At 73.7% G+C, this 16,252-nt stretch carries 15 protein-coding genes; 10 read left to right on the forward strand and 5 right to left on the reverse strand.

Annotated features, from left to right (window positions below; translation table 11 throughout):
• Positions 1-295: 295 nt before the first annotated feature.
• Entirely contained in the window at positions 296-1,039 is a 744-nt protein-coding gene (locus C3486_RS24900; protein ID WP_103834992.1) for an MgtC/SapB family protein, read from the forward strand.
• Positions 1,040-1,257: 218 nt separating this feature from the next.
• Here the strand turns inward: C3486_RS24900 and C3486_RS24905 are convergent, their stop codons facing one another.
• Positions 1,258-2,187: a dihydrodipicolinate synthase family protein gene (locus C3486_RS24905; RefSeq protein WP_103834993.1), complete on the reverse strand. Its 930-nt coding sequence runs from the start codon at positions 2,185-2,187 to the stop codon at positions 1,258-1,260.
• A 199-nt stretch (positions 2,188-2,386) separates the two neighbouring features.
• Here C3486_RS24905 and C3486_RS24910 point away from each other — a divergent pair, with 199 nt between their 5' ends.
• A complete protein-coding gene (locus C3486_RS24910) occupies positions 2,387-3,574 on the forward strand; it encodes a trans-acting enoyl reductase family protein (protein ID WP_103834994.1) in 1,188 nt (395 codons plus the stop codon).
• Positions 3,575-3,583: 9 nt separating this feature from the next.
• On the opposite strand, the gene C3486_RS24915 is transcribed toward C3486_RS24910, so the two are convergent.
• Positions 3,584-4,288: an endonuclease V gene (locus C3486_RS24915; RefSeq protein WP_103834995.1), complete on the reverse strand. Its 705-nt coding sequence runs from the start codon at positions 4,286-4,288 to the stop codon at positions 3,584-3,586.
• 122 nt (positions 4,289-4,410) lie between these two features.
• Here C3486_RS24915 and C3486_RS24920 point away from each other — a divergent pair, with 122 nt between their 5' ends.
• Positions 4,411-5,811 (forward strand): carboxylesterase family protein, encoded by a 1,401-nt coding sequence (locus C3486_RS24920; protein WP_103834996.1) that lies wholly within the window; start codon positions 4,411-4,413, stop codon positions 5,809-5,811.
• An 89-nt stretch (positions 5,812-5,900) separates the two neighbouring features.
• On the opposite strand, the gene C3486_RS24925 is transcribed toward C3486_RS24920, so the two are convergent.
• On the reverse strand, positions 5,901-7,274 hold the full coding sequence (locus C3486_RS24925) for a deoxyribodipyrimidine photo-lyase (RefSeq protein WP_103834997.1): 1,374 nt from the start codon (positions 7,272-7,274) through the stop codon (positions 5,901-5,903).
• Between the two features lie 493 nt (positions 7,275-7,767).
• Between C3486_RS24925 and C3486_RS24930 the strand changes: the two genes are divergently transcribed.
• Together C3486_RS24930 and C3486_RS24935 are read left to right on the forward strand one after the other, a co-directional pair.
• Positions 7,768-8,472 (forward strand): response regulator, encoded by a 705-nt coding sequence (locus C3486_RS24930; protein ID WP_374936913.1) that lies wholly within the window; start codon positions 7,768-7,770, stop codon positions 8,470-8,472.
• 166 nt (positions 8,473-8,638) lie between these two features.
• Complete coding sequence (locus C3486_RS24935; RefSeq protein WP_258052978.1) at positions 8,639-9,166, forward strand: flavodoxin domain-containing protein; 528 nt, start codon at positions 8,639-8,641, stop codon at positions 9,164-9,166.
• A gap of 203 nt (positions 9,167-9,369) precedes the next feature.
• Here the strand turns inward: C3486_RS24935 and C3486_RS24940 are convergent, their stop codons facing one another.
• Complete coding sequence (locus C3486_RS24940; protein WP_103835000.1) at positions 9,370-9,549, reverse strand: hypothetical protein; 180 nt, start codon at positions 9,547-9,549, stop codon at positions 9,370-9,372.
• A 164-nt stretch (positions 9,550-9,713) separates the two neighbouring features.
• Here C3486_RS24940 and C3486_RS24945 point away from each other — a divergent pair, with 164 nt between their 5' ends.
• The 4 genes from C3486_RS24945 (at position 9,714) to C3486_RS24960 (ending at position 13,546) form a co-directional block, all read left to right on the forward strand.
• A complete protein-coding gene (locus tag C3486_RS24945; protein ID WP_103835001.1) occupies positions 9,714-10,013 on the forward strand; it encodes a YciI family protein in 300 nt (99 codons plus the stop codon).
• A gap of 253 nt (positions 10,014-10,266) precedes the next feature.
• The gene (locus C3486_RS24950) at positions 10,267-11,172 is read left to right on the forward strand and encodes an SIS domain-containing protein (RefSeq protein ID WP_103835002.1); all 906 of its coding nucleotides are present in this window, start codon (positions 10,267-10,269) and stop codon (positions 11,170-11,172) included.
• Between the two features lie 99 nt (positions 11,173-11,271).
• Positions 11,272-12,153 carry a class II fructose-bisphosphate aldolase gene (locus C3486_RS24955; protein ID WP_103835003.1) on the forward strand — a complete coding sequence of 294 codons (882 nt, stop codon included), beginning with the start codon at positions 11,272-11,274 and terminating at the stop codon, positions 12,151-12,153.
• Between the two features lie 577 nt (positions 12,154-12,730).
• On the forward strand, positions 12,731-13,546 hold the full coding sequence (locus tag C3486_RS24960) for a DeoR/GlpR family DNA-binding transcription regulator (protein ID WP_103835004.1): 816 nt from the start codon (positions 12,731-12,733) through the stop codon (positions 13,544-13,546).
• 292 nt (positions 13,547-13,838) lie between these two features.
• Here the strand turns inward: C3486_RS24960 and C3486_RS24965 are convergent, their stop codons facing one another.
• Complete coding sequence (locus C3486_RS24965; protein ID WP_103835005.1) at positions 13,839-14,672, reverse strand: SDR family oxidoreductase; 834 nt, start codon at positions 14,670-14,672, stop codon at positions 13,839-13,841.
• A gap of 269 nt (positions 14,673-14,941) precedes the next feature.
• Here C3486_RS24965 and C3486_RS24970 point away from each other — a divergent pair, with 269 nt between their 5' ends.
• On the forward strand, positions 14,942-15,670 hold the full coding sequence (locus C3486_RS24970) for a TetR/AcrR family transcriptional regulator (RefSeq protein ID WP_181138682.1): 729 nt from the start codon (positions 14,942-14,944) through the stop codon (positions 15,668-15,670).
• The last annotated feature ends 582 nt before the right edge of the window (positions 15,671-16,252 follow it).

Genomic DNA, 16,252 nt, shown 5'->3' on the forward strand with positions numbered 1-16,252 from the left:
CTCCGGGCGACCGGGGCGGGCCCTGCGGCCGGGGCATTGCCCGGCGGCTTACGGAGCGCTCGCCGGGCCGCCCTCGGCACCGCTCCCCCGCCGGCACCGCAGCCGCTCCCCCGCCGGCACCGCAGCCGCTCCCCCGCCGGCACCGCAGCCGCTCCCCCGCCGGCACCGCAGCCGCTCTCCGGGCGGCTCTCGGGCCGCTTCCCGGGCCACGCTCGGGGCCGCTTTCCGGGCGGCTTCGCGGGCGGGTCGCCCCCACCGCCGTTGCCTCCCGGCCGTCAGCGGTGAGAATGACCGGATGCCTTCCACCCACCTCGCCGCCGCACTGTTCGACCCCGGCACCGGCCAGGGCTGGCGCCAGATCGCCGAGCTGGCCATCGCACTGCTGCTGTCCTCCCTCATCGGGCTGGAACGCGAGGCGCGCCAGAAGAGCGCGGGCCTGCGCACCCACACCCTCGTGGGCGTCGGCAGCGCGCTCTTCATGGAGGTGTCGATACACGGCTTCGGGGCGGTCACCGGCATCCACGGCATCGGACTCGACCCCTCCCGGGTCGCCGCGCAGGTCGTCTCCGGCATCGGCTTCATCGGCGGTGGCCTGATCTTCGTGAAGAAGGACGCCGTACGCGGCCTGACCACGGCCGCCACGGTCTGGCTGACCTGTGCCATCGGCATGGCCTGCGGCGGCGGCCTGCCGCTGCTCGCGCTCGCCTCGACGGCCGTGCACTTCCTCGTCGTACGCGGCTTCCCCAAGATCACCGACCGCATGTCGCTGGCCCCGTCCGTGGAGACCTTCGAACTGCGGCTCTCCTACCGGGCCCAGCACGGCCTGCTGGGCCGGATGCTGGAGATGTGCACCAGCAGCGGCTTCCAGGTGGCCGACATCCAGGTCGAGACCGACACCGAGGCCCCCGACCGCGTCGCCTCCGAAGTCCTCCTCCGCCTCGAAGGCACCGCCTCCGCCCACCACCTGGTGGAACGCCTCTCCGAACTGGAGGGCGTCCGCGGCATCACACTGGGCCGCGAGGCGGACCGCACGGAGTGAGGAGGTGCTGGGCTCCGGGGGCGGAATCCGGCTCCGGGTGCGGGGTGGCAGCCTGCCTCCTGAGGGGGCGCCGGCCCGCCGGCCTTTGAAACGGTGCGCTCCGTGCCGCACGAAAGGCAGCGCGGGCCGCCGTTCCGCAAAGGGGAGCCCCGGCCGCCGTCCCTCAGGGCGGCACGCCTCGCCGTACACGAGGAGGCGCCGGGCGGGCAGCCCCCGTGTCAGAGGAGTTCCGCGTCCTCCAGCAGGCGGCGGACGGTCTTCACGGCCGCAGGGCCGAGCGGCAGCTGCGGCGCTGCGGTGGCCGGGCAGTCGATGACGCCCAACAGGTGCAGCGCCGCCTTGAAGGCGCCCAGCGCCGAGGAGCTGCGCCCCATCACGGCCTCGTCCCCGACGTCGGTGAGGGCGAAGAGTGCCGCCAGCCGGTCCTGTTCGGCCGCGGCCTCGTCCCACCGGCCCGCCCTGGCGTGCGCGTACAGCCGCAGGTAGCCCTCGGGGTCGACGTTGCCGAGCCCGGGGACCACGCCGTGCGCACCGGCCAGCAGGGCGCCGTCCACGGCCAGTTCCGACCCGGTCAGCACCGAGAAGCCGATGCCTTCCTCCCGCACCCGCACCAGCAGGCGGCGCAGCGCCCCGTCGTCCCCGCTGCTGTCCTTCAGCCCGGCCAGCACGTCCTCGGCGGCCAGCGACAGCAGCACGTCGGCGGAGAGCTTGGTGTGCACCGCCATCGGGATGTCGTACGCGAACAGCGGGACGCCCAGTGCCGTCCGCAGCCGCGTGAAGTGCTCGGCGACCTCCGCCGGGTGGGTGCGCGTGTAGAACGGCGCGGTGGCCACGACGGCGTCCGCGCCCAGCGCCTCGGCCGCGCGGGCGTGCTCCAGCACCCGGGCGGTCGTCATGTCGATGGCCCCGGCCAGCACCGGCACCCGCCCCGCCGCCGTCTCCACGACCGTGTCCAGCGCCGTGCGCCGCTGCGCGTCCGTGAGGTACGCCGCCTCACCGCTGGACCCGAGGGCGAAGAGCCCGTGCACCCCCGCGTCGACCAGCCGCCCGGTGAGCGCGGCCAGCGACCTGGTGTCCACCTCGCCGTCCGGGGTGAGCGGGGTGCACAGGGGCGGTACGACGCCGGTGAGCGGTGCGGGGAGGGGCATGCGGCGATCCTGCCACGGGGGCGGGCGGGGCTGCGGCACCAAGGGCGTGTTGACGCCACGTACAACTCGTCCCTAGCGTGCGACTCTTGTCGAGACGATCACACCGGCTGTCGGGACGAGCACACCGGCCACGGGCACGACCGCGCTCTCGACCACAAGGAAGTGCTCGCACCGCACTCGCTCACACGGAGGGGCCATCATGGGACGACAGGACGACGCGGGGCGGACGTACGACGTCGTCCTCTTCGGGGCCACCGGCTTCGCGGGCCGGCTCACCGCCGCCTACCTGGCCGCGCACGCCCCCAAGGGCTGCCGCTGGGCCCTGGCCGGGCGCAACAAGGCCAAGCTGGAGCAGCTCCGCGCCGGCCTGGCGGCCGATCACCCGCACTGCGCCGACCTGCCGCTGCTGCACGCCGACGCCGACGACCCCGAGTCGCTCCGTGCCGTGGCCGCCGACACCCGGGTGGTGGCCACCACCGTCGGCCCGTACCTGAAGTACGGCGAACCGCTGGTGGCGGCGTGTGCCGAGGCGGGCACGGACTACGTGGACCTCACCGGTGAGCCGGAATTCATCGACCAGATGTACGTGCGCCACCACGAGGCGGCGCGCGCTTCGGGCGCGCGTCTGGTGCACGCCTGCGGCTTCGACTCCGTCCCGCACGACCTCGGCGTGCTCTACACGGTGGGGCTGCTGCCCGAAGGCGTACCGCTGCGGATGACCGGCATCGTGCGCACCAATGGCACGTTCTCGGGCGGCACCCTGGCCTCCGCCCTCACGGTGATGTCCCGGCCGCTCGGCATGGTGCGCGCCGCCCGTGAGAGGCAGCGCGTGGAGCCGCGCCCGGTGGGCCGCACGGTACGCGCGCTCCCGGGTGCGCCGATCCGCGAGCAGGGCGTCTGGGGCGTGCCGCTGCCGACCCTGGACCCGCAGGTGATCGCCCGCTCCGCCGCGGCCCTCGAGCGGTACGGGCCGGACTTCCGCTACCGCCACTACGCCGGCGTCAAGCGGCTTCCGGTCGTGGTCGGCGGCGTACTGGGCGCGGGTGCGGCGTACGGCGCCGCGCAGGTCGCGCCGGTGCGCGAATGGCTGTCGGCACGGCTCTCGCCGGGCGACGGCCCGGACGCGGCGCGCCGCGCGAGCAGCTGGTTCAAGGTCCGCTTCGTGGGCGAGGGCGGCGGCCGGCGCGTCGTCACGGAGGTGTCGGGCGGCGACCCGGGCTACGACGAGACGGCGAAGATGCTCGCCGAGTCGGCCCTGTGCCTGGCGTACGACGAACTCCCCGACACGGCGGGCCAGGTGACGACGGCGGTCGCCATGGGTGACGCGCTCACGAACCGGCTGCGGCGGGCCGGTATCCGCTTCCGGGTGGTCGAGGAACGCGGCTGAGCGGCCGCCTCAGGCCTCCGCCAGCGCCCGCCGGCACAGCGCGTCGGCGGCACGGGTGGTCTCCGGCTGGCGGTACGAGGCCGCCAGCCGCAGCGTGTGGGCGCATGCGCGGTCCAGCCCGACGCGGTGGCCCACGGACACGAAGACCGGCTTCACGCCCGGCTGCGTCCGAAGGGCCCGGCCGACCTCCTCGCCGCCGTCCCGCAGCGCCGAGGTGGCACCGCGCTCGGGCCCCGGCGCCTCGTAGGTGAACGTGAACGGGTTCTTGGCGACGCCGATCACCGGCAGGCCGGTGAGCACTCCGAGGTGGCAGGCGAGCCCGAAGCGGCGCGGGTGGGCGAGTCCGTAGCCGTCGCAGACCACGAGGTCCGGTACCCGGGCGAGCCCGTCGAGCGCGTCGAGCACGGTCGGGATCTCCCGGAAGGCGAGCAGCCCGGGGACGTACGGGAAGGACACCGGGCCGACCGCCGTCGCCTCGTCGACGACGCGGAGCGTACGGGCGTCCAGCGTGACGGCCGCGGCCGCGACGACGCCCCGCTCGTCGTCGTACGCCACGTCCACGCCGGCCACCGTGCCGTCGAAGTCCGGTGCGGGCCCCGGCTCGTCCAGGACCACGTGGCGGCGCAGCCGATCCTGGGCGGCGCGGGCCGCGGCCTCGTCGGCGGGCCAGTTGCGCAGTTCGTCGTCGCGGGAGACGGTTCCGTTGATCGTCATGGTTCCGGCCACGCTACCGGGCCGCCGTGGCGGCCGGTACGCACGGTGGACCGGAGCGAGAACGGCCGGGAACCGGCCGAGCAGCACCAGGATCGGACAGCAGCGGCACAGGAGGGGCGGCGATGACGGCGTCGGAGGAAGCGCGGCCGGTGGTGACCACCGGGAGGGGCAAGGTGCGCGGCATACGGGAGCAGCCCGTGCCGGCCCCCGGAGAGGCCGCGGTTCCGGTCGCCGCCTTCCGGGGCGTCCCGTACGCGGCGTCCCCCGTGGGCGAGCGCCGGTTCGCCGCTCCCCTGCCGCACCCCGGCCGGCAGGGCGTGCGCGACGCCGCGCGCCCCGGCCCCTCGGCGCCGCAGGCCGCCTCCCGGCTGGCGGCCGTGATGGGGCCGCGCACCCCGGACTGGGACGAGGACGGCTGCCTGAACCTCAACGTGTGGACGCCCGCCGCCGCGCTGGCCCCTGAGGCGCCGCCCCGCGCCGTACTCGTGTGGTTCCACGGCGGCGGCTGGTCGAGCGGTTCGGGCGGCTGGGACTGGTACGACGGCGCCCGGCTCGCCGCACTCGGGGACATCGTCGTGGTCACCGCCAACTACCGGCTGGGCCCGCTGGGCTTCCTCCACCTGCCCGCCATTGGTGCCGCGAACCTGGGCAACCAGGACCAGGCCGCCGCGCTGCGCTGGGTGCACGACACCGTGGCGGCGTTCGGCGGCGACCCCGGACGCATCACCGTGGGCGGCCAGTCGGCGGGGGCCTGTGCGGCCCTCTCCCTCGCCCTCGATCCGGCCACCGGCGATCTGGTGCAGCGGGTGATCGCACAGTCGGGGCCGTGGGGCCTGCGCCCGCAGGACCCGGCGGACGCCGCCGAGAACACCTCCGCGTACCTGCGCATCCTCGGCCTCGACCCCGTCGGCGATCCGGCCGCCCTGGGCAGGGCGTTGCGCATGCTGCCCGCCGGGCACTTGGTGGCCGCCTACGGACAGCTGGCCGCCCGTTCGGCACGTCCGGGCGAGGTGGCGCCGCCGATGTACCCGGTGCTCGGCGGGCCGGGCGTGCCGCGCACCTGGCAGGAGGCCGTCGCCGAGGGTGCGCTGGGCAACAAGGAGCTACTGCTCGGCGCCACGGAGGACGAGATGACGGCCTTCCTGGCGTTCGCCGCGGTGGACCGGTCCCGCGTCGGCCCGCTCACCGGCCGGGTCTTCGGCGACGGCGTCCGCGAGATCGCCGGTCTGCGCGCGGCCCAGGGCACCCCGGCCCACGTGTACCGGTTCACCCGCCGCCCGGTTCCCGACCCGCACGGCCTCGGCGCCACCCACTGCGCCGAGCTGCCCTTCCTGTTCGGCACGTTCGACGCCTATCCCGAGGCCCCGATGCTCGGCACCGTCGCCCCCGAAGACCACGCGCTGGCCCGCGCCTTCGGGAGCGCCCTGGCCGCCTTCACCGCCACCGGCTCCCCCAACGCGCCCGGCCTCGCCCCCTGGCCCCCGTGGAGCCGAGCCGCGTCCCCGAAGACCAAGCGCTTCTGACGGCTGCCCTTCGGGGGGCTACGGACGCGGGCCTACAGGGGTGCGGACTCACGCCACCCGAGGCGGCGACGAACGCCGCGTCCGTGTGCTCACTCCTTGCCGCGGGCGCGCCGGAAGCGGGCCAGTCCGTCCGCGAGATCGACCAGCGGGTCCGGGTAGTCGTACCGTGCGCGCTCACGGGCCGGCAGCTTCCACGGCTCGTGCACCGCGGCGCCCCCGATGCCGGCGAGCTCGGGAACCCAGCGGTGTACGTAGGCGCCGTCCGGGTCGTACCGCTTGCCCTGGGTGACGGGGTTGAAGACCCTGTTGGGCCGCGAGTCCGTGCCGGTGCCCGCCACCCACTGCCAGTTGAGCTGGTTGTTGGCCAGGTCGCCGTCGACCAGCAGCCGCAGGAAGTGCCGGGCCCCCGCCCGCCAGTCCACGTAGAGCGTCTTCGCGAGGAAGCTCGCCGTCAGCAGCCGCCCGCGGTTGTGCATCCAGCCCTCGTGAGCCAGCTGCCGCATGGCGGCGTCGACGACCGGGTAGCCCGTACGCCCCTGCTGCCAGGCCTCGACCTCCGTGCGCGCCCCCTTCTCGGTGCGCCACCGGTCGTGCCGGGTGCGGTAGTCCTCCGTCGCCGCACGCGGCCGTGCGGCCAGCACCTGATGGTGGAAGTCCCGCCAGCACAGTTGCCGCACGAAGGCCTCGGCCCCGGGGCCGCCCCTCGCGCGCGCCCGGTGCACCGCCTCCGCCGCGGAGACCGTCCCGAAGTGCAGATGCGCGGAGAGCCGGGAGGTGGCGTCGCCCGCGAGGTCGTCGTGCGTGTCCTCGTAGGCGGCGATGCCGTCGCGCCCCCAGGCGGCGAGCCGCGCCCGCCCCTCGGTCTCGCCGCCCTTGGCCAGCCCCGGCGACACCTCCCGCACGGCCGTCCGGGAGGGGATCTCTTCGGAGCGGATGCCGTCCGGCACCCGTACGGTCCGCGGCGCGCCCAGTGGCTTCCTCAGGTGTTGCTGCTCCCACCGCCGCGCGTACGGCCCGAACACGGCGAAGTGGTCCTTGGACTGCGGGGTCACCGCGCCGGGCGGTACGGCGGTCACCACGCCGTCGTGCACGTGCAACTGCCGTCCCTCGGCGGCCAGGGCCCGGCGCAGCCGGTCCTCCCGGCGCTGCGCGTAGCCGCTGACGTCGGCCGACATGTACACATCGGCCGCGTCCGCCTCGGCGGCGACCTCGCGGACGACCGCGGCCACCTCGCCCGACCGCACCACGAGCCTGCCGCCCCGCTGGCGCAGCCCGGCATCGAGGTCCGTGAGGCAGTCGGCCAGGAAGGCCGTGCGGTTGGGCGTTGCGAAGCCGGTGGCCGCGATGGCGTCGTCCCTCACGAACAGCGGCACGATCTGCTGCGACCGCTGCAACGCCGCGCGCAGCGGCGGCTGGTCGTACAGTCGCAGATCGGCGGTGAACAGGACGACGGAAACGGTCATGGCGTCACTCCGGACGTGGCAGGAAGGGCCCGTGCCACCGGCGCTGCGGGCGCCGGCGCCACATGAGCGCTCACGATGCCGCGCCGTTCCCCTCCCCGCCCTGCGCCACGCCGCCCGCTCCCCGGCCACCCGCCTCCCCCGCGAACCCGGCAACAGGCCCGTGAAGCGCCCGCCGTGGCGCTCTGACGCCCCTCCCGGCCCTCATGAGGCCGGTAGAGCCATGGCGGTGCGCCCGGACGCGTACGAGGCTGGCAGAGGACGGCACGGGGACGGGCGGGGGAACGGCGGAGGGGCGGCCGAGATGAGGACCGACGACCGGCAACACGGGGGCGGAGCACAGCACGGGCATGAACCTCGGAACGGCGACGGAGCACAACACGAGGGCGGCGCACAGTACGGGGAAGAAGCACAGCACGAGGGCGGAGCCGGGCGCATCGCCCTGGATACCGGCGGCGGGGAGCGCCCCCGAGGGCAGCCCCGTATCCGGGTCTTCGTGCTCGACGACCACGAGGTCGTACGCCGCGGCCTGCGCGACCTCTTGGACGCCGAGCCGGACATGAGCGTCGTGGGCGAGGCGGCCACTGCCCGTCAGGCGCTCGCGCGTGCCCCGGCACTGCGGCCGCACGTGGCGGTGCTCGACGTACGCCTCGGCTCCCGCACCGACAGCGCCGACCACGAAGGCATCCGTGTGTGCCGGGAGTTGCGCGTGGCGCTCCCCGGCCTGGCGTGCCTGATCCTCACCTCGTTCGATGACGACGAGGCGCTCTTCGACGCCATCATGGCCGGTGCCGCCGGCTACGTGCTCAAGCAGGTCAGGGGCGCCGACCTGGTGGCGGCCGTACGGGCGGTGGCGGCCGGGCATTCGACGCTGGACCCCGACGTCACCGCGCGCGTACTGGCCCGTGTGCGCGGTCCGATGACGACCGCCGTCCCGCCCGAGGTGGCGCGCCTCTCCCCACGGGAGCGGCAGATCCTCGACCTCATCGGGGAGGGCCTGACCAACCGCCAGATAGCCGAGCGTCTCTACCTCGCCGAGAAGACCGTAAAGAACCGTATCTCCGCGATCCTGGCCAAGCTCAGAGTCGGCCGCCGCATCCAGGCGGCGGTCATCGCGGAACGCGTACGGGAAGCGGAGTACGCACGGGGAACGGCACACCTACCGGAACACGAGACGCCGCCCCGTTGCCGGTGCCGCTGACCGCAGCCCTTACGGACGCGCGTACCGCACACCCGCCCCTAGGAGGCCCCCACAACCCCACTCCCCCCTGAAGACGCAGGAGCCCGCGCACCCAGTAACCAGCAGCCAGGAACCAGAACCCCAGCCCCATCCTCATCCCCAGACCCAGATTCAGGGACCCATGGTCATGGCCAAGTACCGCGTCCTGATCGCTTACGGAACCAAGACCGAGTTCACCCAGGCCATCGCGGAAGAGGTGGCCGCCGTGCTGCGCGAGGACGGCCTGGACGTCGAGGTGCGCCCGGCCGCGGAGATCGTGAGCGTGGGCCCGTACGACGCCGTCGTCCTCGGGGGCGAGCTCCGCGCGAACCGCTGGCACCGCGACGCCCGCCGCTTCGCGCGCCGGCACTCCGCGCAACTGCGCTCCCGCCCCGTCTGGTTCTTCAGCAGCGGCACCTCGGACGCATCGGATGCATCGAAGGACGGCGGGGCCGACGTACCGCCGGTGCCCTCGGCACGTCGGGCGATGAACCAGACCGGTGCCCGCGGGCACCTCACGGTCGGCGGCCGTCCCGGCCGCCTCCCCCGTGGCCTGTTCGACCGAGGAGGCGCGGCTCGTTCGTCGGCCGCCCGCGATCTGCTGGCCGACCACCCGGAGATGTTCCGGGTCCGCGACTGGGCGCATCACATCGCGAACGAGGTGACCGGCTCATGAGCGCGCTGCGGTGGGCGGGCGAGCCGGGCGGCGCCCGTGAGTGCCATCCGCCGAGCGGGCGGTCGAGGCGGTGCCGGGCGGCCGGTGAGCGTCAGGCGGCGGACGGCGGGGCGGCCGGTGATTGCGCACCGGCCGAGGCCCCGGCCGGGGACGTGGTCCGTATCCCGCAGCCGACCGGACCGCCCGCCGCAGCGGCCCCCGTATCAGCCCTGGCCGCCTCCGAAGAGCCCGCCGAGTACCTCGCCGGCGAATTCGAGGCCCGCCTGTTCGCGCGGGGTCAGCTGGTCCGGCCCGTCCCCGGGGTCCGCTGCGGCGGCGGACCCGGTTGCGAGGAGTCCTGCGGCGAACAGGGCGGTGAGCATGACAGTGAGGCGACGCATCATTGCTGTTCCTTCCCGTGCGGAAACCGGTGCGGCTCCATCCTCGGTGGCCCGCCGACCGCCCGCCACGCGACGCCCCACCCGCTGCTGCGAACGGACCACTTGCCAGCTCCGGTCAACCGCACCGCGGCGACAGCCTTCTGCAACACCTGTCCTATATTGCAGGGATGTTCATACTTGAGCTGACCTACACCGCCCCTCTCGACCGCGTGGACGCCGCGCTCGACGGACACATCGCCTGGCTGGAGCAGCACTACGCCGCCGGGCACTTCCTCGCCTCCGGCCGCAAGGAGCCGCGTGACGGCGGCGTCATCATCGCGTCGGTCGACGACCGCGCGACGGCGGAGCGCATCACCCAGGAGGACCCGTTCGTCGCGGCGGGCGTGTGCGAATACCGGATCACCGAGTTCATCGCCACCAAGACCGTTCCCGGCCTGGAGCCCTACCGCCAGCAGCTTCCCGCCTGACGAAGCCCCGGAAGAAACCCCGGAACCTCGGAACCCGGAAAGAGGGGTGCGCGAGCCGACGCCCGGCTCGCGCACCCCTCTTTTTTCATGCCTCCCACCCACCCCCGCTCACTCGTTCGAGGGATGGCGGCGTGACGCGATTCTGCGTACAGTTGATTGCAGTAAAGCCAAAAGTTGCAGTTTCGAGCAGCAGTCGAGGGTTCAGGCAATCATCCAGCGCCAGTCGGCGGCGGACGGAAGGGTGGGGAAAGCCATGGGCAGCACGTCGCACATGGAGCAGGAGCTGCGCAGCCAGCCGGAGACATGGCGCGAGGCCGCGCGCCTCGGCAGTGCGGACGGTCCGTTGCCGAAGGCCGGCCGGCGCGTCGCCGTCATCGGCTGCGGCACGTCGTGGTTCATGGCGCAGTCCTACGCCGCGCTGCGCGAAGCGGCAGGCGCCGGCGTCACCGACGCCTTCCCCGCCTCCGAGGCGTTCCTCGGCACCGACCGCGGTTATGACATGGTCGTGGCGATCACCCGTTCCGGCACCACGACGGAAGTCCTCCGCATACTCGACGCCGTGCGGGGCCGCATCCCCACGGTGACCCTGCTGGGCGACACGGACACCCCGGCCAAGGAGCTGTCCGACGAAGTCGTCGCGCTGCCGTTCGCCGATGAACGCTCCGTCGTGCAGACGCGGTTCGCCACCACGGCCCTGGCCCTGCTCCGTACACACCTCGGCGAAGACCTGTCCGCCGCGATCCGGGACGCCGAGGACGCACTGACGGCTCCCGTCGCCCAGGAGTGGATAGACGCCGAGCAGTTCACCTTCCTCGGCACCGGCTGGACCGTCGGCCTGGCCAACGAGGCAGCGCTCAAGATGCGCGAGGCATCGCAGAGCTGGACCGAGTCCTACCCGGCCATGGAGTACCGGCACGGCCCCATATCCATCGCCGCGCCCGGCCGCGTCACCTGGCTCTTCGGCGAGGCACCGCAGGGGCTGGCGGAGGAAGTCGGCCGGACCGGCGCCCGGTTCGTGGCCCACGCCCGCGACCCGCTCGCCGACCTCGTGCTGATCCACCGCGTCGCGCTGGAGCGCGCCCGCGCCCGCGGCCTTGACCCCGACAACCCGCGCAGCCTCACCCGCTCGGTCATGCTCGACACGGCGGCAGCCTCCTGAGAGGGGCCCCCGCCCACGGCCACCACCGGCCGCCCGCACCGCCCAGCCCACCCGTCCTACGCGGCCCAAGTGCCGCACATCCCCAGGGAGGCCGGCACCATGCCCCTCGTCCCTACGTCAGAGATCGTCCGGGCCGCCGATGAGGCACGGGTCGCCGCGGTGTCCTTCAACGTCATTCACCTGGAGACCGCGGAAGCGCTCGTCGCCGCCGCCGAGCGCACCGGCATCCCGCTCATCCTCCAGATCAGCGAGAACTGCGTCCGTTACCACGGCAGTCTGGCGCCGATCACCCGCGCCACCCTCGCCCTCGCGGCGGCCTCGTCCGCGCGGACGGCAGTCCACCTGGATCACATCACGCAGCACCGCTTCATATACGAGGGGGTCGAGGCCGGCGTGAGCTCGGTGATGGTCGACGCCTCCGCCCTCCCGTACGAGGAGAACGTCGCGATGACGGCGGAGCTGACCGCCTGGTGCCACGAACGCGGGATCTTCGTCGAGGCGGAGCTCGGCGAGGTGGGCGGCAAGGACGGCGTCCACGCACCGGGCGTGCGTACCGATCCGGACGAGGCGCTGTCGTACGTCACGGCCACGGGGGTGGACGCACTGGCGGTGGCGGTCGGTTCGTCGCACGCGATGCGGGAGCGTACGGCCGTGCTCGACAAGGAGCTGATCGCGGCGCTGCACGAGAAGCTGCCGGTGCCGCTGGTACTGCACGGCTCCTCGGGCGTACCGGACGACGAGCTCCGCCGGGCGATCGCCGCAGGCATGACGAAGATCAACATATCCACCCACCTGGTCTCGGTCTTCACCCGCTCCCTGCGGGACACACTGGCCGCGAACCCGGACCTGGTGGACTCGCGCAAATACGTCGGCCCCGCAAGGGAGGCAGTGACCGAGGAGGCCGCCCGGCTACTGACCACCCTCAGCGCGAAGACCGCGTTGCCCGAGCAGTACGCACCGGCAACACCGGCCTGCGGCTGAGCGGTATGCGAGCGAGGCGGGACGGACGATAGGGGCGGGACTTCGGGCTACGGTGAGCAGCGCGGACCTGGGTCCGAAGGCCTGCGGCTGTGCGGGCGCACGGGAGTCCAAAGTCCACGGCTGAGTAGTAGTGCCTACCCGGCGGGCTCCGGTCTGCGGCTGAGCAGCGCACACCCGGGTTCCGAGGGTTGCGGCTGCAGTGCGCACCCGGGTTCCGAGGGCTCCGCGGAGCCGTGCGCACGCGGGACCAAAAGCCCGCTCGGCTGAGCAGTGCGTACCGAGGGCTCCGGGCTGCGGCTGGACAGTGCGCACCCACGACTCGGACTGCGGCTGAACAGGGCGCGCGGGCTGCTGGGCCCCCGGTGAGCGCAGGGAGCTGAAAGCGTCCGGCTGGGAGTGTGCGGTCGGGGCCACGACGCTTACGGCTGGGAGTGTGTGGCTGCGAGTGTGCGGCTGGGCGTTCGCCGGTGAGAGTGTGCCGGCGGGAAGGGGGGCGTCGAGAGCGCGTGGTGGAGAGCGGGCGGCGAGGCCGTGAGCGCTCGGAAGGGGAACGATCCGGGACGGTTAAGGTCTCCGTATGAAGCGCCATGAACGGATGAATGCCCTGCTGGAGCTGCTCGGGGAACGCGGCAGGGTGGAGGTCGAGGAGGCGGCGACCGCGCTGGAGGTATCGGCCGCGACCATGCGCCGTGACATGGACGCACTGGCCGAGCAGCAGCTGCTCACGCGGACGCGCGGGGGTGCGGTGCTGAGCTCCGTGGCGTACGACCTGCCCATCCGTTACAAGCATGCTCATCGTGCGGCGGAGAAGGAGGCGGTGGCACAGGCGGCGGCCAGGCTGGTCGAGCGCGGTGACGTGGTCGGGCTCAGCGGTGGTACGACCACCACGGAGATCGCCCGGGTGCTGGCGACCCGGCCGGACTTCGCGGAGGCCGGTCCGCAGCCGCACCTGACGATCGTGACGAACTCGCTCAACATCGCCAACGAGCTGGCCGTACGGCCGCAGATCAAGATCGTGCTGACGGGCGGGGTGGCGCACTCGCGGTCGTTCGAGCTGATCGGGCCGTTCAGTGAGCTGGTGCTGCGACAGATCTCGGTGGACATCGCGTTCATCGGCGCGAACGGCGTGGACCCGCAGATGGGGGCCACGGTGCACGACGAGGGCGAGGCCCGCATCAACCGCCTCATGGCCGAGCGGTCCCGGCGAGCCGTGATCGTCGCGGATTCGTCCAAGATCGGAGAGCGCTGCTTCGCCCGGGTCGGTGACGCGGACGTCTTCGACACCCTCATCACCGACGACCGGGCGGAGGAATCCACCCGGCAGGAATTCACCGACCACGGCCTCCAGGTCATCACCGCCTCATCGCGCCAGGCCGCTGCCGGGACGGACTGACGCCGGGGCGTCATGCGCCAGAACGCGGAGCTTCGCGCCCGGGGGCTGGGCTGAGAACCCGCGGGCGGGCCTGCGAACCCGCGGGCGGGCCTGAGAACCCGGGGGCGGGTGGACGGGGTGTTCTGCGAGGGAAGGTGGGGCGGTTCGGCGGGGGTTCGGGCCCTGCCGCCTAGCGCCTGACCTGTGTGCGGGTTCTGCGTCCGGGGGCGTGACGGCGCACTGCGGGGGCGAAGTGGGGATACGGGAAGCGCGGGGGAGGTGGGGAGGGGGGCGGAGGCGGGGGGGGAAGCGGTTAGGGGGTGGGGCGGAGGAGGGCTTCGGCGCCGCCGTCTATGAAGAGGAACTGGCCCGTGACGTGGGTGTTTTCGGGCGAGGTGAGCCAGGTCAGGAGGGGGGCGATCTGTTCGGGGCGGGCGTGGCCGTTGAGCGGCATCGGGACAGTGGTGTCGACGACCTTGCGTACGTCGGGGTCGGCGAGCATGCCCTCGGTCATCGGGGTCAGCACCGTGCCGGGGCCGATGGCGTTCAGGGGGATGCCGACGCCGGCCCAGTCGTCGGTGACCGCCGCGCGCCGTACCCAGCGGGCGAGGGCCGCCTTGGACGAGCCGTAGATGAGGTGCCCCTCGCCCCGGTCGAGGGCGTGCTGTGCCGCTGCCGTGGCCGCGGCCTCGTCGCCGGCCAGGCACGCGTCGACGATGGCCGGATCGGTGGGATGGACGGCGCCGACGGAGGCGACGGCGGCCGCGCGGGGGTCAGTGCCGGCGGCGAGCAGCGGGCGCAGCAGTTCCAGGGTGGCGACGGCGCCGAAGTAGTTGACGTTGACGGTGGTGGTCGCGAAGTGGGCGAGGCCGGCGCAGGCGATGACGGCGTCGAGGCGGCCACCGGACAGTTCGCTGGCCTGGTCGGCCAGTTGGGTGCGGCCGCTGTCCGTGGCCAGGTCTGCCGCGATCGCGACTCCGTCGGCGTCGGCGGTGCGGTCGGCCCCGATCACGGTGTGGCCCGCGGCACGGAGGCGGGCGGCGGTGGCCTTGCCGATGCCTGATGCCGCTCCGGTGATGAGGTAAGTGCGGGGCGCGGAGGCGGAGTCGGGCGTACGGGCGGAGGGAGTACGAGGCGTGGTCGGCATTGGCCGGCTCCTTGGGGATGAGTGATGCGTACGGCGGCGGAACCTCGTGGAGAGAGCGGGAAGGGAGAAGCAACTCGGCGGTCTGGCAGTCAACTTAGATTAAGTGGCACGCCATGCCAATAAGGCCAATTGCCAGTGAGGCCAATAAGGGGGGCGGGCCTGGCTGTGGCAGAGTGACCCCACTTGGCTACCGGGTGGGCATGACAACCGGGGCGGGCGGCAGGAGCTGGCGCCCTGCCCCCGGGGTTACGGGGAAGGGAGGGGCGCGGATGGCAGCGGGGCGCGGGCGGCCGTCGTTCAGCGAAGACCGGCGCCAGGCGACGCGGATGGCGATCGCCGAGGCGGCGGCCACGCTCTTCTCCGACCACGGGTACGAGGCGACTACGGTCGAGCACATCGCGGCGGCGGCCGGGATCTCGTTGCGGACGTTCTATCGGTACTGCCCGGCCAAGGAGGATGCGCTGACCCCGGTGTTCACCTCCAGCGTCAGCGGGCTCGTCGACCGGTTGGCGGCCCTGCCGGCCGATCAGCCGCTGGCCGAGGCCGTCGAGGCGGCCTTTGCCGCGCCCGAGTCCTTGCGGCGTTTGGCCGACGCGGACCGGGCACGGCGGTTGCTCCGGGTGATGGGGGCGGTGCCGGCACTGCGTACGCGGTGGCTGGCGGCGGGGCGGGAGATGCAGGACCGGCTCGCGCCCGTACTCGCCCCGCGTACGGGTGGTGACCCCGACAGCATGGAGACCCGGTTGCTGGCCGCGGCGCTGATCGATGCGATCACGGTGGCGATGGAGTACTGGGCGCGGGAGGAGGGCGATGCGGCGCGCCTCGCCCCGCGCGCCGATGCCGCGCGGCGGGACGGGGGGAAGGGGCGGGCCCCTGCCCCGGCCCCGGCCCCGACACCGGAGCGAGGGCCTGCGGACGCAGGGGCGGAGGGTGCGCCTGCGGACATCATGGCGCTGGTCGCCCGGGCGCTGCGGTATCTGCGGATCGACGACCGGTGACGGGGTGAGCGGCCTCGACCGGCGGTCGGCTGACTGGTCAGCCGACCGGTGCCGATGGGCGCTGGCCGGTGGCCGGTGGCGGGCAGTGGCCGTGGCCGTGGCGTCGGCGACCGACGGTCGGCGCTCCGCCATCGCCGGCCATCAGCCGACGCCCCACTGCCGACGACCGATGGTGAGTAAGCGATGGTCGGCGGTCTGCGGGCGGTGGCCGGTCAGACGTTGCCCGTCCCGGCGGTCGCCGGGACGGGCGGCCAAGAGGGGGCCAGAGCCGGTACGCCGGCACCCGACGCCCCTCCCCCGTCGCGCCACCGAACCAGCGGGACGGGACCAGCGGGACCGGGCCAGCAGTGTCGGTCACCGTCACATCAGCAGACGGCCGGCGGAAACCGGCCCTTGCGCCCTGGCACGGCCACCCACCCAGCGCCCCCTCGCGGTCCCGGCTCAGTGCCGTACGCCGGGCCCCTACCCCTGCCGCAGCAGCAACAACGGTCACCGTCATCCCGACGACAGACGGCCGGCGGCAACCGAGCCCCCGCGCTCGGCCCGACCCCCTCCAGCGCACCTAGCTCAGCGCCGCCCAGT

The sequence above is a fragment of the Streptomyces sp. Ru73 genome (assembly GCF_002920575.1).
In the GTDB taxonomy this organism is placed as follows: domain Bacteria; phylum Actinomycetota; class Actinomycetes; order Streptomycetales; family Streptomycetaceae; genus Streptomyces.